At 64.4% G+C, this 24,494-nt stretch carries 20 protein-coding genes; 11 read left to right on the top strand and 9 right to left on the bottom strand.

The window, feature by feature from the left end; translation table 11 throughout:
• Window position 1 precedes the first annotated feature (1 nt).
• On the bottom strand, window positions 2–823 hold the full coding sequence (locus AU175_RS03300) for a ParA family protein (protein ID WP_066285821.1): 822 nt from the start codon (window positions 821–823) through the stop codon (window positions 2–4).
• Window positions 824–1,126: 303 nt separating this feature from the next.
• Here AU175_RS03300 and AU175_RS03295 point away from each other — a divergent pair, with 303 nt between their 5' ends.
• The gene (locus AU175_RS03295) at window positions 1,127–4,522 is read left to right on the top strand and encodes a pyruvate carboxylase (RefSeq protein WP_066285820.1); all 3,396 of its coding nucleotides are present in this window, start codon (window positions 1,127–1,129) and stop codon (window positions 4,520–4,522) included.
• Between the two features lie 94 nt (window positions 4,523–4,616).
• Here AU175_RS03295 and AU175_RS03290 read toward each other — a convergent pair whose 3' ends face one another.
• Window positions 4,617–6,425: an AMP-dependent synthetase/ligase gene (locus AU175_RS03290; RefSeq protein ID WP_066285818.1), complete on the bottom strand. Its 1,809-nt coding sequence runs from the start codon at window positions 6,423–6,425 to the stop codon at window positions 4,617–4,619.
• A gap of 174 nt (window positions 6,426–6,599) precedes the next feature.
• Here AU175_RS03290 and AU175_RS03285 point away from each other — a divergent pair, with 174 nt between their 5' ends.
• The gene (locus AU175_RS03285; RefSeq protein WP_066285816.1) at window positions 6,600–7,691 is read left to right on the top strand and encodes an ROK family glucokinase; all 1,092 of its coding nucleotides are present in this window, start codon (window positions 6,600–6,602) and stop codon (window positions 7,689–7,691) included.
• A 19-nt stretch (window positions 7,692–7,710) separates the two neighbouring features.
• Here AU175_RS03285 and AU175_RS03280 read toward each other — a convergent pair whose 3' ends face one another.
• Genes AU175_RS03280 through AU175_RS03270 form a run of 3 tightly spaced genes read right to left on the bottom strand, consistent with a single transcriptional unit; the run spans window position 7,711 to window position 9,924 of the window.
• The gene (locus AU175_RS03280; RefSeq protein WP_066285814.1) at window positions 7,711–8,313 is read right to left on the bottom strand and encodes a hypothetical protein; all 603 of its coding nucleotides are present in this window, start codon (window positions 8,311–8,313) and stop codon (window positions 7,711–7,713) included.
• Window positions 8,306–9,139: an alpha/beta hydrolase gene (locus AU175_RS03275; RefSeq protein ID WP_066285813.1), complete on the bottom strand. Its 834-nt coding sequence runs from the start codon at window positions 9,137–9,139 to the stop codon at window positions 8,306–8,308. Before AU175_RS03275 ends, AU175_RS03280 begins: the two co-directional genes overlap by 8 nt.
• Window positions 9,136–9,924 (bottom strand): alpha/beta hydrolase, encoded by a 789-nt coding sequence (locus AU175_RS03270; protein ID WP_066285812.1) that lies wholly within the window; start codon window positions 9,922–9,924, stop codon window positions 9,136–9,138. The genes AU175_RS03275 and AU175_RS03270 overlap by 4 nt, the downstream gene beginning before the upstream one ends.
• A 111-nt stretch (window positions 9,925–10,035) precedes the next feature.
• On the opposite strand from AU175_RS03270, the gene AU175_RS03265 reads away from it, so the two are divergent.
• Window positions 10,036–10,824: a lysophospholipid acyltransferase family protein gene (locus AU175_RS03265; RefSeq protein ID WP_066285810.1), complete on the top strand. Its 789-nt coding sequence runs from the start codon at window positions 10,036–10,038 to the stop codon at window positions 10,822–10,824.
• A gap of 70 nt (window positions 10,825–10,894) precedes the next feature.
• Window positions 10,895–12,286, top strand: coding sequence for a class II 3-deoxy-7-phosphoheptulonate synthase (locus AU175_RS03260; RefSeq protein ID WP_066285807.1), 1,392 nt, complete (start codon window positions 10,895–10,897; stop codon window positions 12,284–12,286).
• 41 nt (window positions 12,287–12,327) lie between these two features.
• On the opposite strand, the gene pknB is transcribed toward AU175_RS03260, so the two are convergent.
• On the bottom strand, window positions 12,328–14,391 hold the full coding sequence (gene pknB, locus AU175_RS03255; RefSeq protein WP_066285806.1) for a Stk1 family PASTA domain-containing Ser/Thr kinase: 2,064 nt from the start codon (window positions 14,389–14,391) through the stop codon (window positions 12,328–12,330).
• Between the two features lie 110 nt (window positions 14,392–14,501).
• A complete protein-coding gene (locus tag AU175_RS03250; RefSeq protein WP_066285804.1) occupies window positions 14,502–15,881 on the bottom strand; it encodes a lytic transglycosylase domain-containing protein in 1,380 nt (459 codons plus the stop codon).
• Window positions 15,882–16,123: 242 nt separating this feature from the next.
• On the opposite strand from AU175_RS03250, the gene AU175_RS03245 reads away from it, so the two are divergent.
• Window positions 16,124–16,477: an Rv2175c family DNA-binding protein gene (locus tag AU175_RS03245; RefSeq protein WP_066285802.1), complete on the top strand. Its 354-nt coding sequence runs from the start codon at window positions 16,124–16,126 to the stop codon at window positions 16,475–16,477.
• 9 nt (window positions 16,478–16,486) lie between these two features.
• Here the strand turns inward: AU175_RS03245 and AU175_RS03240 are convergent, their stop codons facing one another.
• On the bottom strand, window positions 16,487–17,581 hold the full coding sequence (locus AU175_RS03240) for a polyprenyl synthetase family protein (RefSeq protein ID WP_066285797.1): 1,095 nt from the start codon (window positions 17,579–17,581) through the stop codon (window positions 16,487–16,489).
• A complete protein-coding gene (locus AU175_RS03235; protein ID WP_066285796.1) occupies window positions 17,578–18,099 on the bottom strand; it encodes a hypothetical protein in 522 nt (173 codons plus the stop codon). Before AU175_RS03235 ends, AU175_RS03240 begins: the two co-directional genes overlap by 4 nt.
• An 88-nt stretch (window positions 18,100–18,187) precedes the next feature.
• Here AU175_RS03235 and dinB point away from each other — a divergent pair, with 88 nt between their 5' ends.
• From dinB to AU175_RS03205, 6 genes are all read left to right on the top strand, one after another.
• Window positions 18,188–19,399 carry a DNA polymerase IV gene (gene dinB / locus AU175_RS03230; protein ID WP_066290463.1) on the top strand — a complete coding sequence of 404 codons (1,212 nt, stop codon included), beginning with the start codon at window positions 18,188–18,190 and terminating at the stop codon, window positions 19,397–19,399.
• A 239-nt stretch (window positions 19,400–19,638) separates the two neighbouring features.
• Window positions 19,639–20,010 (top strand): DUF3040 domain-containing protein, encoded by a 372-nt coding sequence (locus tag AU175_RS03225; RefSeq protein ID WP_066285794.1) that lies wholly within the window; start codon window positions 19,639–19,641, stop codon window positions 20,008–20,010.
• 365 nt (window positions 20,011–20,375) lie between these two features.
• Window positions 20,376–20,804: a division/cell wall cluster transcriptional repressor MraZ gene (gene mraZ, locus AU175_RS03220; RefSeq protein ID WP_066285792.1), complete on the top strand. Its 429-nt coding sequence runs from the start codon at window positions 20,376–20,378 to the stop codon at window positions 20,802–20,804.
• 167 nt (window positions 20,805–20,971) lie between these two features.
• Complete coding sequence (gene rsmH, locus AU175_RS03215) at window positions 20,972–21,964, top strand: 16S rRNA (cytosine(1402)-N(4))-methyltransferase RsmH (protein ID WP_066285790.1); 993 nt, start codon at window positions 20,972–20,974, stop codon at window positions 21,962–21,964.
• Window positions 21,961–22,638, top strand: coding sequence for a hypothetical protein (locus AU175_RS03210; protein WP_066285787.1), 678 nt, complete (start codon window positions 21,961–21,963; stop codon window positions 22,636–22,638). Before rsmH ends, AU175_RS03210 begins: the two co-directional genes overlap by 4 nt.
• 46 nt (window positions 22,639–22,684) lie before the next feature.
• Window positions 22,685–24,481 carry a peptidoglycan D,D-transpeptidase FtsI family protein gene (locus AU175_RS03205; protein WP_066285785.1) on the top strand — a complete coding sequence of 599 codons (1,797 nt, stop codon included), beginning with the start codon at window positions 22,685–22,687 and terminating at the stop codon, window positions 24,479–24,481.
• Window positions 24,482–24,494: the final 13 nt, after the last annotated feature.

The following is a 24,494-nucleotide window of genomic DNA, read 5'->3' as shown; positions in this document are numbered from 1 at the left end:
CCTAGCGCTGGCTGCGGCTCCGAAGCCCGTTGCCAACGGCCATGAGGTTGCCCAGCAGGGTATCGAAAAGGGCTGCGGCCGACTTCGCCGAGTCGCCGGGCCAGTGGTGCACCGGGTGCGCCGCACCTTGGATCTGCTGCCAGTTCGCCTGTTCCGGGATGCGGGGGCTAAGCAGGAGTTCGCCGAACATCGATTCCATCTCCGCGAGCCGGTAGGTGTGCTCGGATGATCCGGTGCGTACCCGGTTGGCCACGATGCCGGCCGGCGAAAGGTTGGGGGCGAACTCCTGCCGGAACAGCTGGATGGCCCGCATGGTCCGTTCCGTTCCCGCAACGGAGAACAGCCCAGGCTCCGCAACCAGGGCCACTTTGTCGCTTGCCGACCAGGCCATCCTCGTCAGGCCGTTGAGGGATGGCGGGCAGTCGATCAGGATGAGCTCGTAGTGGTCGGCGCCGGCCAGGACTGTTGAGAGCCGGCGGAGGTCACGGCGGCCAAGGTCGGGACGGTCGTAGATTCCGGTGTAGGCGGAGCCGACGGCAACGTCCAGGACGGCCGGACCGGACCCGTTCGACTGCGTGCGGGCCGTCCAGCTGCTTCCCACGACGTTGTCCGCGAGTTTGGCCCTGCGCGGGCTCTTGAGCATGCGGCCGATGTCCAGCTGGTCGCCCGGCTGCACGCCCAGGGCCGTGGTCGCATCCGCATGTGGATCGAGGTCCACCACCAATGTGGGGATGCCCGCGGCAAGCGCCGCAGACGCCAATCCTGTGGTGACGGAAGTCTTGCCGACTCCACCCTTGAGGCTGCTGATGCTGACTACTTGCACTTGAGAGACCAAAACCTAACGCCGGCTGCCGTGTTGGGGGTAATGTTTGCTCCGGCAGTGCCGAAGCCGGGCGGCTCCTGCCGCCCTACTCATCATATGTTGATGCGCCGGCGATTCCTGTTTTATCGGGCGTCGGCATGGCACTTTGGCATGATGGCAACGGTTGGTCCCGACCGTCCCGGATAAACCTCCGGGACATGACGGTAACTTCTGTGACGGTGGCCACAATGATTTGTATTTCTAAGCGCGGGTCTTAGACACTGTGACCACTTACCGATACACCCGCAATGATGCAGGAGAAGTATGTTTTCCAAGATTCTGGTGGCCAACCGCGGCGAAATCGCGATCAGGGCATTCCGCGCCGGCTACGAGCTGGGCGCCAAGACCGTTGCTGTTTTTCCGAACGAGGACCGTAACTCGATCCACCGCCAGAAGGCCGACGAGGCTTATCTGATCGGTGAGGAAGGCCATCCTGTCAGGGCTTACCTTGACGTGGCAGAGGTGCTCCGCGTGGCCAAGGAGTCCGGGGCCGACGCTATTTACCCTGGCTACGGATTCCTGTCCGAGAACCCGGACCTGGCACGCGCCGCGAAGGAAGCAGGCATCACGTTCGTTGGTCCGCCGGCCGAGGTCCTGGAGCTGGCCGGTAACAAGGTCGCCGCGCTGGAAGCTGCACGGAAAGCCGGGGTCCCGGTCCTGAAGTCCAGCCAGCCGTCGAAGGACCTCGATCAGCTCATCGCCGCTGCCGACGAAATCGGGTTCCCCATTTTCGCCAAGGCCGTAGCAGGTGGAGGCGGGCGGGGCATGCGCCGGGTGGACACACGCGAAGCCCTTCCTGAAGCCCTGCAGTCGGCCATGCGTGAGGCAGACGCAGCGTTCGGTGACCCCACCATGTTCCTGGAGCAGGCCGTCCTCCGGCCGCGGCACATTGAGGTCCAGATCCTCGCCGATGCCGAAGGCAATGTCATGCACCTCTTTGAGCGTGACTGTTCCATCCAGCGGCGCCACCAGAAGGTTATCGAAATTGCCCCGGCCCCCAACCTTGACGAGGGGATCCGCCAGGCGCTCTACCGGGACGCGGTCAAGTTCGCCAAGGCCCTGAACTACGTCAACGCCGGAACGGTCGAGTTCCTGGTTGACACCGTGGGTGAACGGGCCGGGCAGCACGTGTTCATCGAAATGAACCCGCGCATCCAGGTGGAGCACACCGTCACCGAAGAAGTCACGGACGTGGACCTGGTCCAGGCGCAGCTGCGGATTGCCTCCGGTGAAACGCTCGCCGACCTGGGCCTGTCCCAGGAGACTGTGCAGCTCAAGGGTGCGGCGCTGCAGTCCCGCATCACCACCGAGGACCCCGCCAACGGCTTCCGCCCCGACGTCGGAAAGATCACCGGCTACCGCTCGGCCGGCGGCGCCGGCGTAAGGCTCGACGGCGGCACCGTCTACTCGGGTGCCGAGATCAGCCCACACTTTGACTCCATGCTGGTGAAGCTGACGTGCCGGGGCCGGGATTACCCTGCTGCCGTCGCCCGAGCCCGGCGTGCCCTCGCCGAATTCCGCATCCGTGGGGTCTCCACCAACATCTCCTTCCTGCAGGCCGTGCTGGACGATGCCGACTTCATTGCCGGCAACGTCGCCACCAACTTCATCGACGAGCGGCCCCAGCTCCTGAAGGCCCGGGTTTCCGCCGACCGCGGCACCAAGCTGCTGACCTGGCTGGCAGAGGTCACGGTGAACAAGCCCAACGGCGAGCTCACCGTCCACTCCAACCCTGCCTCCAAGCTGCCTTCCGTCGCAGGCACGCAACCCGTGCCGGGTTCCCGCCAGCGGCTTCTGGAACTGGGGCCGGAAGGCTTCGCCAGGTCTCTGCGTGAGCAGACAGCAGTTGCTGTCACGGACACAACCTTCCGTGACGCCCACCAGTCCCTGCTCGCCACACGCGTCCGGACGCGGGACCTGGTGGCGGCCGGCCCGGCCGTCACCGCCCTCCTCCCGGAGCTGCTGTCCGTTGAGGCCTGGGGTGGTGCCACCTACGACGTTGCGCTGCGCTTCCTCGGCGAAGACCCGTGGGACCGCCTCGCTGCCCTTCGGAAGGCGCTGCCGAACGTCTGCCTCCAGATGCTGCTCCGCGGCCGCAATACTGTGGGGTACACCCCGTACCCCGAAGAGGTCACGGAAGCCTTTGTTAACGAGGCAGCCGCCACCGGCATCGACATCTTCCGGATCTTCGATGCCCTGAATGACGTCAACCAGATGGCGCCGGCCATCCGCGCAGTCCGGGCCACCGGCACGGCTGTCGCCGAAGTAGCCCTGTGCTACACCGGCGACATGCTGGATCCGGACGAGAAGCTCTACACGCTGGACTACTACCTCGAGCTCGCCCAGCGGATTGTGGACGCCGGCGCTCACATCCTTGCCATCAAGGACATGGCCGGCCTGCTCCGCCCTGCGGCTGCAGCGAAGCTGGTTGCCGCGCTCCGCGGGAAATTCGACCTGCCGGTCCACCTGCACACCCACGACACCGCTGGTGGCCAGCTGGCCACGCTGCTGGCAGCTGTCGACGCGGGCGTGGACGCGGTGGATGTCGCGTCCGCATCGCTGGCCGGAACCACCAGCCAGCCTTCGGCTTCGGCCTTGGTGGCTGCGCTGGCCCACACGCCGCGTGACACTGGGCTGAGCTTGGCAGCCGTGAGCTCCCTGGAGCCCTACTGGGAGGCCGTGCGGCGTGTGTACGCGCCGTTCGAGTCGGGCCTGCCGGGCCCCACCGGCCGGGTTTACCAGCACGAGATCCCGGGCGGGCAGCTGTCCAACCTCCGCCAGCAGGCCATGGCGCTGGGCCTTGGGGAGCAATTCGAAGCCATCGAGGACATGTACACGGCGGCGGACCGCATCCTCGGCCGCCTGGTGAAGGTCACGCCTTCTTCCAAGGTGGTGGGAGACCTTGCGCTCCACCTGGTTGGACTGAACGCCGACCCTGCGGACTTCAACGAGAACCCGCAGAACTATGACATCCCCGATTCCGTCATCGGATTCCTGTCCGGCGAACTCGGCGACCCGCCGGGAGGCTGGCCGGAACCGTTCCGGACCAAGGCCCTGCAGGGCCGCAGCATCAAGGTCCGCGACGTTGAGCTCAGTGCAGAGGACAGCGCCGCGCTTCAGGGCGATTCCAAGACCCGCCAGGGTACGCTGAACCGCCTGCTCTTCGAGGGCCCCACGAAGGACTACCTCAAGAGCGTGGAAACCTACGGAAACATCTCGGTGCTGGACACCAGGGATTACCTGTACGGCCTGCAGCGCGGGCAGGAGCACGAGATCCAGTTGGAAAAGGGTGTCCGCCTGATCGCCTCGCTGGAAGCAGTCTCCGAGCCCGACGAAAAGGGCATGCGCACTGTTATGTGCACGCTCAACGGGCAGTCCCGTCCCGTCGTCGTACGCGACCGTTCCGTGGTCAGCAACGTCAAAGCCGCCGAGAGAGCGGACCCCGCCCAGCAGGGCCACGTCGCCGCGCCGTTCGCCGGTGCGGTTACCGTCACCGTCAAGGCAGGAGACACGGTCAACGCCGGTGACACTGTTGCCACTATCGAGGCCATGAAGATGGAAGCATCCATCACGACGCCGGTCGGCGGCAAGGTCTCCCGCCTTGCCATCTCTGCCGTTGAACAGGTCCAGGGCGGGGATCTCCTCCTGGTCGTAGAGTAGCGGCTACTCCGACGTAACCGCGGCAACTGAAAAGGTCCTCCCGGCTTGAGCCGGGAGGACCTTTTCACTTGCGGTCAAAAACGTTCACTGCACATCACTGACGTGGTGCGGCATACATCTCTTCGATGACGGTGTCGAAGTCCTTCATCACCTGGGCCCGCTTGACCTTCATGGACGGCGTCAGGTGGCCTGACGCTTCGGTGAAGTCGGCGGCCACGATTCGGAAGGACTTGATGGCCTCAGCCTGCGACACGGAGTTGTTCGCATGGGTGATGAGGTCCTGGACGGCAGCCTTCACCACAGGATGCTCCACGGCCTCGTCGAGCGTGGTGGTGTTCGGCAGGCCATGGCGCTGCAGCCAGCCGGGGAGCGCCTCCTGGTCCAGGGTGACCAGCGCACCGATAAACGGCCGGTTGTCGCCGACCACCAGGACCTGGGAGACCAGAGCATCGGCGCGGATCTGGTCCTCCAGGAGGGCGGGGATCACGTTCTTGCCGCCGGCGGTGACGATGATTTCCTTCTTGCGTCCCGTGATCCAGACGAAGCCGTCCTCGTCCAGGCGGCCGATATCGCCGGTGCGGAACCAGCCGTCGGTGAAGGTCTCGCTGGTCAGGTCTTCGCGTTTGTAGTAACCACGCATCACGCACACGCCCTTGGCGAGGATCTCGCCGTCCTCGGCGATCTTCACCGAGTTGCCCGGCAGCGGCTTGCCTACTGATCCGATCTTGATCCGGGACGGGGTGTTCACGGTGACGGGCGCGGTGGTCTCGGTGAGGCCGTAGCCCTCGAGCACTTGCAGGCCGATGCCCTGGAAGAAGTGGCCCAGCCGTTCGCCGAGCGGTCCGCCGCCGGACACCGCGTGCGCAACATGCCCGCCCATGGCGGCGCGCAGCTTGCTGTAGACCAGCTTGTCGAACAGTGCATGGCGGAGCTTCAGGCCGAGTCCGACGTGCCCGCCCTGCCGTGCTTTGGAGAAGGCAATGGCAGTGTCGGCTGCCTTGTGGAAGATTGCCCCCTTGCCTGCGTCCTCGGCTTTGGTCAGCGCCGAGTTGTAGACCTTCTCGAAGACACGGGGAACGGCCAGGATGAACGTGGGCTCGTAGCTCTGCAGGTCAGCCAGCAGGTTCTTGATGTCCGGCGTGTGCGCCACGGTGGTTCCGGCGGCCATGGCCAGGACGGAGATGAAGCGCGCGAACACGTGCGCCAGCGGCAGGAACATGATGGTCTTGGCGTTCTCATGCACAATCTCGCCGATGATGGCCAGGGCGTTGTCAGAGAGCTCCACGAAGTTGCCATGCGTGAGCTCGCAGCCCTTGGGCCGGCCCGTGGTTCCCGAGGTGTAGATAATGGTGGCGGTGTCGTCGAGGTTGGCGGCACTGCGTCGGGCTTCGAGGTCGGCGTCACTGACCTCCCGCCCTGCTTCGCGGACGGCGTCGAGGCCGCGGCCTTCAAGCTGCCACACGTGCTGCAGGGCCGTCAGGCCTTCGGAGGTGGCCGCCTGCCGGATGATGTCCTCATGGTGGGCGGCTTCGCCGAACGCAGCCACCGCACCGGAGTCGCCCAGGTTCCAGGCAACCTGTGACGGGGACGAGGTCTCGTAGATCGGTACCGAGACGCCGCCGGCGAACCAGATGGCGAAGTCGACCAAAGCCCACTCATACCGCGTGCGGGACATGATTCCCACCCTGTCCCCGGCGTTGACTCCGCTGGCGATCAGGCCTTTGGCCAGCGCCTGGACATCGGCCAGGAAGTCCTTGGCGGACACGTCCTGCCAGGCGCCTGCAGAGTCCAGCCGCGAGAAAAGCGAAGGGTTGCTGGGTTTGGCTGCCTGTCGCAGCACGAGGTCGGTGATGTTGGTTTCAGATGGGACAACAACCAGCGGCGGAACGCTGAATTCGCGCACTATAGCTCCTTTGATATCCGTAGGCCCGGACAGGGTATGTCTAACACTAGTACCCCTGTACCCGGCAGTGCAGTAATCAACCTACTGGCGAGTAACTTACTAGTCAACGCAGAGGGCTCAGCGGAGCGCGTGCATGCCTGGGAGGCAGCATTCGTCGGCCTAGAATGAGGAACTATGTATGAACCGCCCCCCGGCGTACAGAACGGCAGCCTTCGACGCCCGGCGCCCTGGAACCGGCGGCCTCCCGCCCTTCCTGCCCGCACACGGCAGGGGACAACCTTCCGTGAGCACCTCCGGCTCGGCCGCAAGGGCCTTGCCATCGGCATCGATATCGGCGGGACCAAGGTGGCGGCCGGGGTGGTGGATGCCGACGGCAGGATCCTGAGCGAAGCGCGGCGCTCCACTCCGGGAAGCGATCCCAGGGCTGTGGAGCGCGTCATTGTCGAGCTTGTTGAAGAGCTGGGTGCGGGGCACCGTATCTGGTCGGTGGGCATTGGTGCGGCAGGGTGGATGGATCTCGACGGCGGAACGGTCCTGTTCAGCCCCCACCTCGCCTGGCGCAACGAGCCCCTGAGGGAAAACCTCCAACGCCTACTGCGCAGGCCGGTCCTGCTCACCAACGACGCCGACGCCGCGGCCTGGGCCGAATGGCGCTTTGGTGCAGGGCAGGGCGAGAGCCGGCTCGTCTGCATCACGCTGGGAACAGGAATCGGCGGCGCGATGGTACTGGACGGGCGGGTCGAGCGCGGACGTTTTGGCGTGGCAGGGGAGTTCGGCCACCAGATCATCATGCCGGGAGGCCACCGGTGCGAGTGCGGTAACAGGGGTTGCTGGGAGCAGTATGCCTCCGGCAACGCGCTGGGCAGGGAGGCACGGATTCTCGCCCGGGCGAACTCACCCGTGGCCCAGGAGCTGATTGCGGCTGTTGACGGACATGCCGCGGCAATCACCGGGGCGATCGTTACGGACCTTGCCCTGGCCGGCGACGCCGCCTCACGGGAACTCCTGGATGAAGTGGGGGACTGGCTGGGCCTTGGCCTTGCCAACCTGGCAGCTGCGCTGGATCCCGGCCTGTTTGTCATTGGTGGCGGGCTCTGCTCCGCCGGAGACCTGTTGGTGGAGCCGGCACGGAAAGCATTCGCCAGGAACCTCACCGGCAGGGGCTTCCGCCCGGCAGCCGGGATCGTACTCGCCGCACTGGGACCCAACGCTGGGCTCATCGGGGCAGCAGACTTATCCCGGGTCAGCAGCCGGATGCGCAGTTGACCATCCGGAAGAACTCCGCCTAGACCCGGGCGCCGTCGTCGTTCTCGTCCTTTTCCTGGGGAAGCTTCATGATCAGGTAAACCACGGACAGGATGAACACCGCCACAATGCCCAGGATCGCCAACAGGGGCGCCGTCCGCCAGAACATCGCGGACAGAAGCAGAGCCACCGGGCCCCCCACGGCGCCCAGCCACGCGAGCATTGTCAGCGGGTCTGTCCCGGCCAGGCTCGGAGGATCCTCGGGCACAAAGCCGCCGTCATCGCTGTCCACAGCGTAGTCCCGAGGGCCTTGCCCAGGATCCTCAGCGCTCCCCGGAGTTCCAACGGATGCGGCAGCCAGCCGCTCGGCTGCTGACGGTTCGGTCGGCGCGGAGGGTGCCAGCCCCAACGGGTCAAAGTCCCGGAAACTGGCGCCGCTGCCTGTTTTCGCCGGGCCTGCAGTGCCGGGGGCAGGGCTGGCCGCGGAACCTGTTCCAGCAGCCGGACTCCGTGTATCGGCATCGGCCGGCGGGCTTGCTGCGTGGCCGGGAGGGTTCCCTTCCAGGCGCGCTACAAGATCCAGCCAGACGGCGTCGTCCTGGTTGGCACTTGGGTCCGGGGAACCGGGATCGGGCTTAGTCATTGGCGGTGCCCTCCTGGCTGCCGGCAGGCGCTTGCTGGACTGGCGCCGCGTGGCTGTTCTCCGCCGGCGCCGAGTCCCGGATAACCGAACGGATGAACTCCACGGAGCCTTCGAAGATCTGGTCTGCGTCGTGGTCCAGGGTTGCCACGTGGTAACTGTTCTCCAGCCGCGTCAGTTCCAGCGGCGCATTGGTAAGGCCCCGGCGCAGTACCACCATGCTTGAGTCTGACACCACGTGGTCAACGCTGGAGCGGAAAACATGCACGGGCGCGGTGACCCGGGGGAGAAGCCGGATGGTGTCCTTGAACAACTTGTTGAGCTCATGGGCGGCAGCCACCGGCGTCCGCGGGTAGGCGCCCTCGTCCATGCCGGGTTTTAGGATGTCGTTCGCGATCGCCGGCGTGCTTTTGAGAACCAGCTTCAGGATGCCGGCAAGCGGGGCGCGGGGATCGTCAATGACAAGGCCCGGGTTGACCAGGATGACTCCGGCAACGGGCCTCGTGGCCGCGATCCGCAAAGCCAGGGCGCCGCCCATGCTCAGACCAGCAGAGAAAACATGGTCACACTCGGCGTCGAGCTCCAGGTAAGCGTCGTCGAGGGCGCCGTGCCACTGGGTCCACCGTGTCCGCGCCAGTTCCTGCCAGGTTGTGCCGTGCCCGGGAAGCAAGGGCATCCGCACGGCAAATCCCGCCTCAGCAAGGGCCGTGGCCCAGGCCCGCAGCCCGTGCGGGCTGCCGGTGAAGCCGTGAGAGAGGACCACACCGATGCGTGGTCCGTCACCGCGAAAGACACTGCGGAACGGGCTGTGGTCCGGAAGCGCTGTCATGAAGTCTCCGACGTTATGGGGCGGTTGGCATGCTGGAGGAAGAACGCGGTGGATTTCGCAAAAATTTCGGGGGCATCCGCGTCCAGGGTAGCCACATGGCTGCTGTTGTGCAGGTCCACGACTTCCACCAGGTGTCCGCCCAGGCGCCGCTTCAGCAAGGCCAGTGACGAAGGTGGAACCACGGCGTCGGTCCGTGACTTGAACACCTGTACCGGCGCGGACACGCCCGGGAGGCTGCGGATAGCCGCGCTGAACAGCTTCTTGAGCTGGTGAACGGCAGCCAGGGGGGTCCGGGAATAGTCGCCGTCATCTGTGACAGCTGCAGTGGACTGGTCCTCCTGGATGGGCAACGTGGTCTGCTGGAAATACTTGAGCACTCCGATGACCCGCACCCGGCGGTCATAGAAACTCAGGCCGGGATTGACCACGGAGACGCCCGCAACGGGGTGCCGGGACGCAGTCAGCAGAGCGAGGGCTCCGCCCATGGACAGGCCGCCCACGTAACAGGTCCCCGTGCGTGCGGCGAGATCCAGGTAAGCCGCTTCGAAGGAACGCTGCCAGTCGTGCCAGTTGGAGCGTGCAAGCTGCCTCCAGTCCGTTCCGTGCCCGGGAAGAAGCGGCACAGACACCGCGAAACCCTGGGACGCGAGATGTTCTGCCCATGGCAGGACGCTGAGGGGACTGCCCGTAAACCCGTGGCAGATAGCGATCCCGATCTTCGCATTGGGTCCGTGGCCGGGGTAGCTGAAAGCGGCAGGCCGGGGCGGGATGCTGCTTTCTGTCATGACTCCATCGTGTCACTGTTCGGGACAAATCTCACTAGAGTAGGGTTGCAGTGGAATGCCGGCCTTGCCCGCTTGAGGGCTTGCCGGCTGCCTTCCGGAGAGGTTCGTCACGTGTTCTATTGGGTCATGAAAAGGATCTTCCTGGGTCCTGTGCTGCGGCTCCTGTTCCGCCCTTGGGTCAAAGGCCTGGACAATGTTCCGGCGGAGGGCGCGGCCATCATCGCCTCCAACCACCTATCGTTTTCCGATTCCATCTTCATGCCACTCATGGTGCCCCGGCCGGTGATCTTTCTGGCAAAATCCGAGTACTTCACCGGAACCGGACTCAAGGGCCGGCTGACGGCCCTGTTCTTCCGGCTGACAAACCAGCTTCCCATGGACAGGTCCGGCGGCGCGGCGTCGGCTGTTTCACTCAGCGCGGGCATGGACGTCCTGACCGGCGGCGGCCTGCTGGGAATCTACCCCGAAGGCACCCGCAGCCCGGACGCCCGTCTCTACCGCGGCAAGGTCGGTGTGGCACGGCTGGCACTGCAGGCCGGGGTTCCTGTTATCCCCGTGGCCATGATCGGAACGGACAAGGTCCAGCCCATCGGCAAACGCCTGCCCAATATTCGCAGGATCGGCATGATCTTCGGGGAGCCGCTGGACTTCAGCAGGTACCAGGGGCAGGCCGAAGACAGGCTGGTCCAACGCAAAGTGACCGACGAGATCATGTTCGAGCTGATGCGGCTTTCCGGCCAGGAGTACGTAGACGAATATGCCGCCGTGGTGAAGCTCCAGTTCGCGGGCAAGCAGGACGTGCCGGCGGCGGACCCCGCCGGTGAAACCCCCGGCGCTGATTCCGCCGGCGCTGCCACACCGGAGCCCCTGGATGATGACGGGACGCCGGCTGCCGGTTGATGTGACGCCGGCCGCCCCCGCGCGTGACGGCCAGGTGTTCGAAGCGCCCCAGTGACACTAGTCTTAGAGGGTGACTGAGCTATCCGCAAAACCTGCCTTCTCGCTGTCCAGTACCGCCCAGAGCGGCGCCGCCAATTATCCGGGCCTTGATGACTGGCGTGACCTCCCGATCTCCCAGCAGCCCAGCTGGCAGGATAAGGACGTGTTCGACGCTTCGGTCAAGGAACTGTCCGTGCTGCCGCCGCTGGTTTTCGCCGGCGAGGTGGACATCCTGCGCGAAAGGCTGGCCGCCGCCGCCCAGGGCAAAGCCTTCCTTCTTCAGGGCGGTGACTGCGCCGAAACCTTCGAGGCTGCCACGGCGGACAAGATCAGCGCCCGCGTCAAGACCATCCTCCAAATGGCGGTGGTCCTCACCTACGGTGCAGCCATGCCCGTGATCAAGATGGGCAGGATGGCCGGCCAGTTCGCCAAGCCCCGTTCCTCGAATGATGAAACCCGCGACGGCGTAACGCTCCCGGCATACCGCGGCGACATCGTCAACGGCTACGATTTCACGCCGGAATCCCGCGGCCACGACGCCTCCCGGATGCTGAAGGCCTACCACACCTCGGCATCCACCCTGAACCTCATCAGGGCCTTCACGCAGGGCGGGTTCGCGGACCTGCGCTCGGTGCATCAATGGAACAAGGGCTTTACAGAAAACCCGGCTCATGCGCGCTATGAGTCGCTGGCCCGGGACATCGACCGTGCCATCCAGTTTATGGCCTCCTGCGGCGCCGACTTCGAAGCGCTCAAGCGCGTGGAGTTTTTCGCCAGCCATGAGGCCCTGCTGCTCGACTACGAACGCGCGCTGACGCGCATCGACTCCCGCACCGGGTTCCCGTACGACACGTCAGCCCATTTCCTGTGGATCGGGGAGCGCACCCGTGAGCTGGACCACGCCCACATCGACTTCCTGTCACGGGTCCGCAATCCGATTGGCGTCAAGCTCGGCCCCTCCACCACAGGCGATGACGCCCTTCGCCTCATCGACAAGCTGGACCCCGAGCGGGAGCCTGGACGACTCACGTTCATCACCCGCATGGGCGCGAAGAACATCCGGGAGAAGCTCCCCGCCGTCGTCGAAAAGGTCACAGCCTCCGGCGCCCAGGTCCTCTGGGTTACCGATCCGATGCACGGCAACACCGTCACGTCGCCCAACGGTTACAAGACGCGCAACTTCGACGACGTCATTGACGAAGTACGCGGGTTCTTCGAAGTCCACCACGCCCTTGGCACCGTTCCCGGCGGCCTGCACGTCGAGATGACCGGCGACGACGTTGCCGAGTGCCTTGGCGGGGCCGATCCCATAGACCAGGAGGCATTCCTGGACCGCTACGAGTCGGTTTGCGACCCGCGCCTGAACCACATGCAGTCGCTCGAAATGGCGTTCCTGGTGGCCGGAGCCCTGGCAAAGCACTGAGCCCGTGCATGACCTGACAGTGGTGTGGCCGGCCGGTCCGGCTACACCACCGTCAGGGTAATGACCGATCCCTCCGGAACCTCTTCGTCAACGGGATCCTGGTCCCGGACGGTTCCGAAGAAGCCGCCGAGGATATTGTTCACGCGGACCTCAAATCCCAGCTTTTCAAGTTCCCGGCGTGCTTCAGCGGCCTGCTTGCCGACGAAGCTGGGAACCTCCACCAGCCTGGGGCCGTCGGAAATGGTCAGTGTAACGGTGCCGCCCCGCGTCAGGGTTCCGCTTGACGGCGACTGCGCAGCAACTGACCCCTTGGGCACCTTGCGGTCATTGACCTCCTCCTTTGCCACATCAGCCTTCAGGCCGGCGGCTTCGATGGCGTCAACGGCGTCGTCCTCTTCCATGCCGACGACGGATGGTACTGGAATGGGCTGCGGTCCTTTGGAGACGGTCAGGGCAACGGGCGTTCCGTGCCGCGCAAGGCTGCCGGGCGCCGGGTCCTGGGCGAGGATCAGTCCGGCGGCGGCGCCCTCATCGAACTTCTCGGTAATGGTGCCAAGGGCCATCTCGGCCCTGTTGAGCTCGGATTTGGCTTCGTCCAGGGTCATGCCGGTCAGCTTCGGCAGCTCAAACAATTGGGGACCCTTGGAGACAAACAGCGCCACCGGCTGATATTTCCTGATCTCCGTTCCGGCTTCGGGTTCCGTTCCTACTACCAGACCGGAGGGAACATCGTCGTGGAAAACGTCGCGGGTGCTGGACTGGAAGCCGGCATCACTGAGCAGTTGCTGGGCCTGCGCGACTGTCTTGTTTGCGACAGCCGGAATGGTCCCTGGAGACCCTGGGCCCATGCCAAAGAACCAGCCTGCCCCGGTGGCCAGCAGGGCGGCGATGATCAGGATGACCATCCACAAAGCACCACGCCGCCGGGGATTCCCTTCGCGTAATGTCTTAAGCGGTGTTGCGGCCGCACGCGACCTGGCCCTCTCAGCCTCTTTGTCCGCTTTGCGCCGGGCACGTTTGGTCAGCGGAGCAGGCGTGGTGTCCGGGTAAGGGCCGCCCGCGGCGGACGGCTGCGGCAAAGGGGCAGCGGGAATGACCGAGGTGGCGTGGTCCCCCGATGACGCGGGCTGGAACCGCGGCTGTCTTTCAGGGGGCGCCAAAGGTGACATCACCGTTGTGGGGTTGTTAGTGCGGGCGATGACCTCAGTGGGGTTCTGTGCTCCCGCCTCCAGCGCGGCCGGGGGCTGGAGGTCCAGTTCGCGGTCCGTGAGGTTGGTGCGGATGTGGCGGAGTTCCTGAAGCAGGGCGACCCCGTCCACAGGTCTGTTTTCGGGGTCGTTGGCCGTACACCACTGCACCAGTTCGTCGATTTCCGAGGCAAGCCCCGGCACCAATGCCGACGGCGGACCCACCGTGCCGTTAACGTGCTGGTACGCGACCTGGATGGGGACTTCACCGGTGAAGGGCTGCTGGCCGGTGAGCATTTCGTACAGCATGATGCCGACCGAGTAGACATCGCTTCGGGCGTCCGCCTGCTTTCCAAGTACCAGCTCGGGGGAGAGGTAGGCCACAGTGCCGAGCAGCGCACCCGTGCTGGTGGACGTGGTGACGGCGCGCGCAAGGCCGAAATCGCCCACTTTGATCCGGCCGTCGTCGGCGATCAGGACATTCTCGGGCTTAATGTCGCGGTGGATCATGCCGGCTGCGTGCGCAGCGCCCAGTCCTTCGACGACGGGATCGATGAGTGCGAGTGCGAGCCGGGGCGGCAACGCGCCCTTGGATTTGATGACGTCCCGCAGCGTGTGGCCTTTGATGTACTCCATGACGAGGTAGGCCGTCTGGCCGTCGGTGCCCTGGTCAAGGACACCCACCACGTGCGAATGGGAAAGCCTGGCCGCGCTCTTGGCTTCGCGGCCCAGCCTGCCCAGGAACGTCTCATCACCGGCAAGATGGGGGTGCAGCACTTTGAGCGCGACGTCGCGCTCCAGACGCAGATCAGTAGCGAGGTAAACGGTGGACATCCCGCCGCGCGCGAGCTTGGACTGGACGGCGTAGCGGTTATCCACCAGCGTTCCAACAAGTCGGTCAGACACGTGTTCCTGCACCCTACGATCCTAATCCCGCAATGAAACGGGCCCGAATCGAAATGCGATCCGGACCCGTATCGTTACCCCGTTTGCCCTTGTCCCTCCGGGACCGGGCTGGGCGTGGTGGCCTACCCGAAGTTCTTTTCGTGCGCCTTAATTGCTTCCACGTAGGCTTTGGTGTCGTCGTACATGCCGTACTTGCTCACGGAATACTGGCCCTGGTAGTAGCCGGCGATTGCATTGTCGCGGTCCTTGCTCGTAGCGATCAGCTGGCGGATGATGGCCACCCCGGCTGTCGCGTTGTCGTATGGGTCGAGCAGGTTGAGTTTGCGCCCCACGAGATCGGAAGCCCACTGGCCGGATGACGGGATGACCTGCATGGTGCCGATGGCGTTCGCAGGTGACACGGCCCGCTGGTCGAAACCTGACTCCTGATGGGCAAAAGCCAGGGCAAGCGCCGGTGCTACGCCCATGCTCCGTGCGGTGTCCGCAACGATAGTCCGCATCTGGTCCCGCGAAGGAACGGGGGAGGCGTTGAGCAACGCCTTGTTTTCGTTGGCCGAGCTGACGACAGCTGCGGGGTAGGTGAAACCCAGGAAGGAACTGGGCACCAATGGAGTGGTGTTGGCTGCCGGTTCGCTGGAGGCCGGCTGTATGCCCGCCCCGGGGATGACAAGCTTGTTGCCGGGGTAAATGATGCTGGACATGTTCAGCTTGTTGGCGGACAGAATCTCAGAGAGCTTGACCCCGTGCTTGGAAGCAATCGCGCTGAGGGTGTCGCCCGCCTTAACGGTGTAGGAACCGGTGGGTGCTGCCGGGGCCGCGGGCGCCGGCCCTGCCGGGGCGGACGCCGGCTGGAGCGAGGGTGCAGGCGCGGCAACGGGGGCCGCCGTGCCTGCGCCTACTTTGATCTTCTGGCCGGGATAAATGATGGAACGCATGTTCAAGCTGTTCCAGCCGAAGACATCCGAGAGGGACACTCCGTGCTTGGAGGCAATGGCGCTCAGAGTGTCGCCGGGTTTGACGGTATACGTTGCCCCTGACGCGGACGGGGCAGCCGGTGCCGGAGCGGCCGGGGTTGCGGCAGGCGCACTGCCGGTGCCGGATAGCTTGATCTTCTGTCCGGGGTAAATGATGGTGTTCGGCTGAAGGTTGTTAATCCTGAGGACCTCGTAAGTGTCCAGGCCATGCCTTCCGGCGATGCTGCTGATCGTGTCACCCCGCGCAACCGTGTACTCGGCGGGGACAGCGGGCTGCGCCGGCCGGAAGGCGGACGGAATGCTTGACGAAACCGAGGCCGCCGGAATGACTGCCGCAGTGGCGGCGGTTGCTTGCGCCTTCATGGCCGCGGCGAGCGTGGCGGGGATGGTGCGGGCCGGAGTAAGCGCCGCAGCAGGCTGGGCGAGGGCCAGTGACGACAGAACAACCGCAGGGAGCGCCGCCGTCGTAGCGGCAATCATCGGCAGACTCGGCCTGGGTGGCTGCTGTGGCGAGCGGGACGTCGTCATGGAAGGAATCCTCTTCTCAACTGCGTGTGCGGTGGGCGTTGCCTGTGTTAATGCTGCTACTAGTGTTACTTAAGTTATTGCTGTTACCAATGTGATCTATGTGAATCTCTCATGGATCGCCGAATAGCACAAGAATTGTTCTGAGGCTTACAAGGTGAATTTCATGGAGTGTCGCCTTCCAGCGTGCCGGCCGGAATAGCGGCGACTAGGCGAGGGGGTGCACGTCATGGCAACCTTGATCCGTGAGTAATGTAGAAAGCCTTGTTGGCGAGTGGCTGCCCTTGCCTGATGTCGCGCAGTTGTTGGACGTTCCAATTACGAAAGTCCACAGTCTCCTTGATGAGCGTGCGCTGGCTGCCCTGAGAGTGGGAGAACGCCGGATCCGGTCCGTCCCCGCGCAATTTATTCAGGACGGTCACGTTGTGGACAGCCTTAAAGGCACCATTGTGGTGTTGGCCGATGCCGGTTATTCGGACGAGGACCTGATTGTCTGGCTTTTTACTGCCGATGAATCATTGCGCGGGCGCCCCATTGATGCCCTGCGCGAAGGCCGGAAAACAGAAATCCGACGCCGCGCACAGACCCTGGCCTGGTAACCCGGGTTTTCAGGATGCGCGGCTGACGGTCGCCTCGGCCAATCTGCGCAGCGCCGTTTTTGGCAATTCGTCAAGTTCCAGTTCTTCCAGGGCGTCAAACGCCGCTGCCCCGAATTCGCCGATCAGGACCTCGGTGGCCTGGAGGGCGCCGGAGTCCTCGATGATGCGGCGGATTTCGGCGACGTCTTCGTGGCCGAGATCGGGGCTGCCGAGCTTGGCGTCGATGAAGGCGGATTCTTCGGCCGATGCCTGGTCCAGGGCCAGCGCCACCAGGACAGTCCGCTTCCCTTCCCGAAGGTCATCACCGGCCGGCTTGCCCGTGGTGACGGGGTCGCCGAAGACGCCCAGGACGTCATCACGCAGCTGGAATGCCTCTCCCAGGGGAAGGGCAAAGGCAGAATAGCCCCGGAGGAGCTCGTTGGATGCTCCTGCCAGCGCCCCGCCGAGTGCCAGCGGATGTTCCGTGGAGTACTTGGCGGACTTGAAGCGGATAATGGACTGCGCCCTGGAAACGGCACCGGCCCTGTCCCTGACAGGTCCGGCTACCTCTTCCAGGATGTCCAGGTATTGGCCCGCCATGACCTCTGCCCGCATGAGATTGAAAATGAGCCTGGCCCGGCTCCCTGAAGCGGCTTTCTCACCGATGTCGGTGAAGGCCTCTTCGCTGAAGGACAGGCACAGGTCGCCCGTCAGGATGGCGGCGGCGTGACCGAATCTTTCGCTGTCCAGCGCCCACCCCTGCGCCGTATGCAGCTGGCTGAAGCGGCGGTGGACGCTGGGCCCGCCGCGCCTGGTGTCGGACCGGTCGATGATGTCGTCATGGATGAGCGCCGCGGCCTGGAACAGCTCCAGCGCAGAGCCTGCAGTCACAATCTGCTGGGCGCCGGAGTCCCCGCCGGCGCCACGCCAGCCCCAGTAGCACATCAGCGCCCGCAGGCGCTTGCCACCGGTTACGAGGTTGGAGATGGAACCCATGATGGGGTCGATGTCTGGAGAAATGGCCGACATTACCGACTGCCGCGTCGCGAGGAAATCCGTCAGCTCGCCGGCGACGGCCGCCACATATCCCGTCTGTTCAAGCCGCAGCTGCTCGGCGACCGTCACTTGGCTGACTCAGCTGCCACATTGGCGCCGATGGTGAACGTGGAAACGCCCGCGGCTTCCACCACCGCAAGGTTGACGGTCTCGTTGTCGCCCCGGACGAAATCCTTGGATGCCACGTCGCCCACGGTTTCTCCGGGCACCGCCTTGAAGCTTTGGGCTTCCAGGGCTTTGGTGTAGAACTCAACGACGGCGGCGGGCGGGGCGGTGATGCTTCCCACCAAGGCGGCTGTTGCCGGCGTCGCGGCCTTATCAAAGCTGCTGGAAACGATTGTGGCTCCCGGCATGAGTGGAAGAAGCTGCTGCGGGAATCCGGCGACCAGCGCCCCCACGGTCGCGGAGGTTCCCGGAGACGCCGAGGGGCTTGCCGATGCGGTGGACTGGGCGGTGGCCTGCGACGAGGTGGCGGAGGACGGCGTGGTTACTCCTGGTGCCGCGGGGCTGCAGGCGGCGAGTGCCAGCGCTGCGACGGCCACGAGGGCGGCCGATCCTGTTGGCTTTAGACTTCCAATGACCGTCACAGGGACTTTCCTCCTGGTGTTGATGCCGGATTCAGCCTCCAGTTTAGTCAGTACCAACGGATAGGATTGTTTTGTGGGGCCGGACGGGATGAATCAGCACACCGAAGCGGGTCTTCGGGAGCTTCGCCGCACGCCCATCATGCATGTTGACATGGATGCATTCTTTGTCCTGGTGGAATTGCGTACCCGCCCCGAGCTGCGCGGCAAACCCGTCATTGTGGGCTATCCCGCGGACCGTTCCGTAGTGCTTTCCGCTTCCTACGAGGCCCGCAAGTTTGGTGTGAAGTCCGCCATGCCCATGGTGATTGCAGCACGGATGTGTCCCAAGGCGGTCATCATCGAACCACGGCACAAGCTGTACTACGAGGTCTCTGCCCAACTCATGGGGATTTTTGAATCCGTTACCGAACTGGTGGAACCGCTCAGCGTGGACGAGGCCTTCCTGGATGTGGGCGGTGCCATCAGGCGGCTCGGCCCTCCACGCGACATCGGCGAACTGATCAGGCGACGGGTTGCCGCCGAGTTGGGCATTACTGCCTCGGTGGGCATTGCCGCAAGCAAGTTTGTGGCCAAGATCGCATCCACGCGGTGCAAGCCCGACGGACTCCTCCTGATCGGGCCGGAGGAAACCGTCCCGTATCTTCACACGCTGCCTGTCGGTGCCTTGTGGGGCGTAGGGGAAAAGACGGCCGGGGTCCTGGCACGGATGGGGATCAGGACTGTCGCCGACCTCGCCGCTACCCCGTTGCACACCCTGAAGCGGTCCCTTGGCGCCACCGGCGAGCACGTCTACCGGCTGTCATGGGGGATCGACCCGCGTCCTGTGACGCCGGTCCGGCTTGAGAAAAGCATCGGAGCAGAGGAAACCTTTGCGGTTGACACCGCCGACAACGCCTTACTTCACCGCGAATTGCTGCGGCTTTCCCACCGCACCTCGGAACGGCTGCGCAGTTCCGGAATGGTGGCCAGGACGGTGGCCCTGAAGCTGCGATACGCGGACTTCTCCACCATCACGAGGAGCCGAACCGTGCACACTCCGGTGGACAGCACCCAGCTGATTTACGCTGTGGCACTCCAGCTCCTGGAGTCGCTCGGTGAACGAAGCATGTCTGTCCGGCTGGTGGGGGTCCGCGCAGAGCAGTTGGAAGAGGCGTCCCAGACCTCCCTGCAGCTCAGCCTGGACCGCAGGGACGATAACTGGCGGGCAGCGGAGCTGGCGTTGGACAAAGTGAGCCGCAAATTCGGCAACAAATCCGTGCTTCCGGCACGCCTGCTGGATTCCGGCAAGGGTTCCGCCTAGGCACCGCCCCAGCGCTGTCTTTCCATAGGCGGAAGGCCTTTGCCGAAAGTCATTGCTGTCTTTCAGAACGGCCCGCAACAAACTATCCTTATATATACATAGTTTGCGAACGGCTGGACACACCGCTCCCGCCCGCCATCGTCGGCGGAACGGGAACTTGAGCGGAGTGCCGGTCGTTGTCGGAGCAGAAGTATTTGACTGGGCGCAGCCCGGACGTTGGCCTACTTAAGGAGGTCGTGATGCCGCTCTCGGAGCACGAACAGAAGCTGCTGGAGCAGTTGGAAAAGCAGCTGCACGAGGACGATCCAAAATTCGCGAATTCCATGGGCTCGGATCCAGGGCGCTCGTGGTCCACGAGGCACATGGTGATTGGGGTGCTGTGCGCCCTCGCAGGGATTTTCCTCCTGCTCGTTGGCGTCACGCTCAACCTTATCTTCGTCGGCGTCCTGGGGTTTGTGGTGATGGGAGCCGGCGTTTACTTTGCGACGATGCGCAACTCGGCACCGGGCAAGTCCCACGACGGGCGTCCGGGTAAGCCGGGCAAGTCCCGAAGTTCCTTCATGAGCAGCCTTGAAGAGCGCTGGGACGAACGGCGCCGCGGCGACTCCTGATCGGCCAGGCTCTAAGCCACCAACGTCCTCCATTCCGCACCACGCCGCTTCCGCTGTGCTCAGGTCAATCGGCCCTCAGTAATTCAAAACCAGGTAATTCAAGCAAAAGACCCGCTACGGCGGGTCTTTTGCTTTAACCGCGGCGCTGAGAGTGGCCGCCCGGGACGTTCCCGGGCGGCCAACGGCCCTCCACTTTCCACCACCCGCCGGATCACCGGATTTACAGGCCCAATTCCCGGAAATGGGGGGAATCTACGCCAATCTTGCGTTGACTGTGGGGGAAAGTGGAGTAATGTGGAGGACATAAGAGGGTAGTTGCAACACAGGGGATGTGCAGTTCCTGACAGCAGACAGGCGGTGGGCCAGTGTTTCTGGGCACCCACTCGCCGCGTTTGGACGAAAAGGGACGAATTATCCTCCCCGCGAAGTTCCGCGAGGAACTTGCCGGCGGCCTGGTGCTCACGAGGGGCCAGGAGCGTTGCATCTACGTCTTCAGTGAGCAGGAATTTGCACGTGTCCACGAGCAAATGCGGGAGGCGCCTATTTCCTCCAAGCAGGCCCGGGACTACATCCGCGTTTTTCTCTCTGGAGCCTCGGACGAGGTACCTGACAAGCAGGGGCGCGTGACCATTCCGGCAGCGCTCCGGGAGTACGCAGGCCTGGGCAGGGAACTGGCCGTCATCGGCGCAGGAACCCGTGCCGAGATCTGGGACGCCCAAGCCTGGAACGAGTACCTGGCAGAGAAGGAAACAGCCTTCTCTGAAACCGACGACGCCATTCCGGGAATTCTTTGATCGCCGGCATGGAACGGCGGCAGCTTCTTGAACGAGATCTCCAGCCGCCCATCGGCCGGCCAACCTGGCTCACTTCCCCGGAGCCAGGCGGGCAGGCCGGCAGGCGCGGATGGGGATCTGGCTCAAGAAGCAACACCACGGCAACCATGGCAGGAAGGGACGAAGGCATGAACGATCAGCCGAAGCCGACGTCCGAACGCCATGTGCCGGTTCTGCGGGACCGGTGCATCAATTTGCTGGCACCTGGCTTTGAGGCCGCGAGGCTCAGGGGCGAAACCCCCATCGCCATCGATGCCACGCTGGGCATGGGCGGCCACTCTGAAGCCATGCTGCAGCGCTTCCCGGATCTGCACCTGATCGGCATTGATCGCGACGAGGAAGCACTGGCGCTCGCCGGGGAAAGGCTGGCACCGTTCTCCGCACGGACGGACCTGGTCCACGCTGTCTACGACGAAATCGCAGACGTCCTTGAAGACCTCGGTGTCAGTGAAGTCCACGGCATCCTTATGGACCTGGGCGTTTCCTCGCTTCAGCTGGACGAACGCGGACGCGGCTTTGCCTACTCCTTCGACGCACCCTTGGACATGCGGATGGACACCAGCCGGGGGCAGACGGCGGCAGATGTCGTCAACAACTACTCCGAAGACGAACTTGTGCGGATCATCCGCAGATGGGGCGAAGAGAAATTCGCCGGGCGCATTGCCAACAGGATCGTCGCAGCCCGTGCGGAGAAGCCCTTTGCCACCACCGGGGAACTCGTCGAACAGATCCGCGCGGTGGTGCCTGCCGCCGCAGCCAAGTCCGGCGGCCACCCCGCCAAGCGGACCTTCCAGGCGCTCCGGATCGAGGTCAACGAAGAGCTTGATGTCCTGGAACGCGCAGTCCCCGCCGCTGTGAAGGCAACGGCGCTTGGTGGACGCATTGTGGTCATGTCCTACCACTCGCTGGAGGACAAGATCGTCAAGGGTGTGTTCCAGGCAGGCTCGAAGTCTTCAGCCCCCCTCGGGTTTCCGGTCGAACTGGAGGAACACAAAGCCGAACTCAAGACCCTCACGAAGGGCACGGAGGTACCCACCGCCGTCGAGATCGCAGAGAATCCGCGTGCTGCCTCAGCAAGGCTGCGCGCCGTGGAACGCATCAGAGCCAGGAGAGCCGCATGAGCACCGCCGCCGTCAAGAACTTTCCTGTCGTTTCCGGCAGTTCAGCGCCTGCCATCGGGACCCCGGCGGGTTCTCCCGCTCCGGGCCGGAAGGCCCGCACACCGCTCTCTGTGGTGCGCACCGCACCCAGGAAGCGCCGAGCGCCGTTTGTTGTCCTCTGCTTTGCGTTGCTCGCCATAGCCCTCGTCGCGGTCCTGGTACTGAACATCTCGGTGTCCACAGCCCAGTACCAGCTCGTCGAACTCCGGGGCAAGCAAAGCGCGCTGACCAAGCAGAACCAGGATCTGACACAGCAGGTTCAAAACTTCGAAGCTCCCCAGAACCTGGCAGCGAAGGCTGCAGACTTGGGAATGGTGGCGTCCACGGTGAAGGGCCAGATCGATCTTTCAACACTGACCGTCACCGGCAAGGCGACACCGGCCGTTAAGGGCGGCGCCGCAGGGGCCGTCATCCCGGCGCCGGCGGTCGCCGGGCAGCTGCCCGTGGTCCCGCCGCCAAGCACGGGGGAGCCGCTGGCCAGCCGGAAGCCGGTGGCCGAAGAACCCGCAACTGCAATTCCGCCGGCCGCCGCGGCTCCGGCGGAGGCGCCGGCCGCAGCCCCTGCCCCGGTACCGGCTGTGGAACTCCACGGTGGTTCCGTGCCGGCTCCGGAACAGAAGGCGCCCGGGCAGTAACTGCTGCCGGGACTGACAGGCAACAGCGAGCAGCAAGGAATTCACGGTGGCGCAGAGGACCGGCAAGGCAAGGAGCGGCAACGTGCCTAACGCCACGAGACGGCTGCGCCTGGGCCTGGGTATTATGCTCACCCTGCTCCTGGTGGTGGGCGGCAAGCTCTTCCTGGTCCAGGGCCTGGATGTCGGTGGCATGGCCGAAGCGGCGCTGAACAAGCGGATGACCCAGACGGTTCTGCCGGCCGAGCGTGGAACCATCCTCGACTCCAACGGCGTTGTCCTTGCCAACAGCCTGATCCGCTACAACTTGGTGGTGGACCAGGTTACCAACACGAAGACAGACAAGTTCTGGCGCCTGGTCGAGGGCGAGGACAAGTTGGTTGAAGTGACCCGGGAGCAGGGCATCCGCGAACTCGCGGCCCTCTTGGGTATGGACGATGACGATCTGCGCAAGGCCGTTACTGGCGAATCGAAGTACTACATTGTGGCCAAGGACCTGAAACCGGACGTCGAGGACCGGATCTCCAAGCTGCAGATTCCCGGCATCGTCACCGAGGGCGTGAGTAAGCGCGTCTATCCCAACGGTTCGGTGGCCGGCGGCATTATCGGCTTCCTCCAGGACGGGTATACGGGCCAGGCCGGAATCGAGCAAACTCAGGATGAGCTGCTGAAAGGCAAGGACGGCAAGCGGCTTTTCGAGATCGGCGCCGATGGCCTGAGGATCCCTGTCGGCCTCGATGAGCTCACAGCTCCGGAGGACGGCAAGGACGTCAAACTCACCCTCAATTCCGACCTCCAGTATTTTGCGCAGCAGGCCATCCAGAGCCAGTCGGACAAACTGGGCGCCGAGTGGGGAATCATCATCGTGATGGATGCCAAGACCGGCAACCTTATCGCCATGGCCGATACCAATTCCCCTGATCCGAATGACCCAGGCCTGGTTGCCGCAAAGGACCGCGGGGTCCGCGCCGTGACCGCAGCGTACGAACCTGGCTCCGTGGAGAAGATGATCACGGCGGCGGCGTTGATTGAGGAAGGAAAGTCCAGCCCACTGGACACGTTCACCCTCCCCCCGTCGTACACCGTGGACGGCCAGACCTTCAGCGACTCCTTTGCCCACGGCACCGAGGAACGGACCCTCGCCGGCATCCTCGGCTGGTCCATGAACACCGGAACCGTCATGGCAGGCCAGCGGCTCACCAAGGAGCAACGATACGACTGGCTGCAGAAGTTCGGCATCGGGGAGGCGCCGGAGGTGGGCCTGCCCGCCACCGCTTCGGGAATCCTCACGCCGGCGGACCAGTGGGACGCCCGCCAGGAGTACACCGTGCTGTTTGGGCAAGGAGTATCGCAGTCCACTCTCCAGACGGTGCGGGCCTTCCAAACTATTGCCAACAACGGCGTCATGCTCCAGCCGCGCCTGATCGATTCCTATATTTCACCGGACGGAACCGAAGAGAAAGTCGCTCCTCAGCCCTCCCGGCAGGTGGTCTCCGAGAGCACCGCACAGCAAGTCCAGGACATCCTGGAAAGCGCCGTCACAGAAGGGCAGATCAAGGACGCAGCCATTGATGGCTACCGTGTGGGTGCCAAAACCGGGACCTCGGAATCGCCTTGTGACGACGGCAAGTCAGGATTCTGTGGGTACACCGCGTCCATCGTTGGCATGGCGCCGATGGACGATCCGCGGTTTATTGTTGAGGTGGTGCTGCAGCGGCCCAAGGGCAGCATCTATGGCATCACACAAGGGCCGGTCTTCCGGTCAGTCATGAGCCAGGCGCTGCGCACCTACAACGTCCAGCCGTCCGCCGGTGAACCGGCACGGCTGGCGCAGTACGCCAAGTAGTACGGCCGCACGC

The organism is Arthrobacter sp. B6, from assembly GCF_001663775.1.
In the GTDB taxonomy this organism is placed as follows: Bacteria; Actinomycetota; Actinomycetes; order Actinomycetales; family Micrococcaceae; genus Arthrobacter.
The sequence above is the reverse complement of the archived record's forward strand: the minus strand, read 5'-3'. Positions and strand labels throughout refer to the sequence as shown.

What these genes read in the sequence shown, in the direction of transcription:
- AU175_RS03295 (WP_066285820.1), top strand. Translation starts at nt 1,127, where the DNA reads ATGTTTTCCAAGATTCTGGTGGCCAACCGCGGCGAAATCGCGATCAGG.
- AU175_RS03285 (WP_066285816.1), top strand. Translation starts at nt 6,600, where the DNA reads ATGTATGAACCGCCCCCCGGCGTACAGAACGGCAGCCTTCGACGCCCG.
- AU175_RS03280 (WP_066285814.1), bottom strand. Translation starts at nt 8,313, where the DNA reads ATGACTAAGCCCGATCCCGGTTCCCCGGACCCAAGTGCCAACCAGGAC.
- AU175_RS03275 (WP_066285813.1), bottom strand. Translation starts at nt 9,139, where the DNA reads ATGACAGCGCTTCCGGACCACAGCCCGTTCCGCAGTGTCTTTCGCGGT.
- AU175_RS03270 (WP_066285812.1), bottom strand. Translation starts at nt 9,924, where the DNA reads ATGACAGAAAGCAGCATCCCGCCCCGGCCTGCCGCTTTCAGCTACCCC.
- AU175_RS03250 (WP_066285804.1), bottom strand. Translation starts at nt 15,881, where the DNA reads ATGACGACGTCCCGCTCGCCACAGCAGCCACCCAGGCCGAGTCTGCCG.
- dinB (WP_066290463.1), top strand. Translation starts at nt 18,188, where the DNA reads ATGAATCAGCACACCGAAGCGGGTCTTCGGGAGCTTCGCCGCACGCCC.
- AU175_RS03225 (WP_066285794.1), top strand. Translation starts at nt 19,639, where the DNA reads ATGCCGCTCTCGGAGCACGAACAGAAGCTGCTGGAGCAGTTGGAAAAG.
- rsmH (WP_066285790.1), top strand. Translation starts at nt 20,972, where the DNA reads ATGAACGATCAGCCGAAGCCGACGTCCGAACGCCATGTGCCGGTTCTG.
- AU175_RS03210 (WP_066285787.1), top strand. Translation starts at nt 21,961, where the DNA reads ATGAGCACCGCCGCCGTCAAGAACTTTCCTGTCGTTTCCGGCAGTTCA.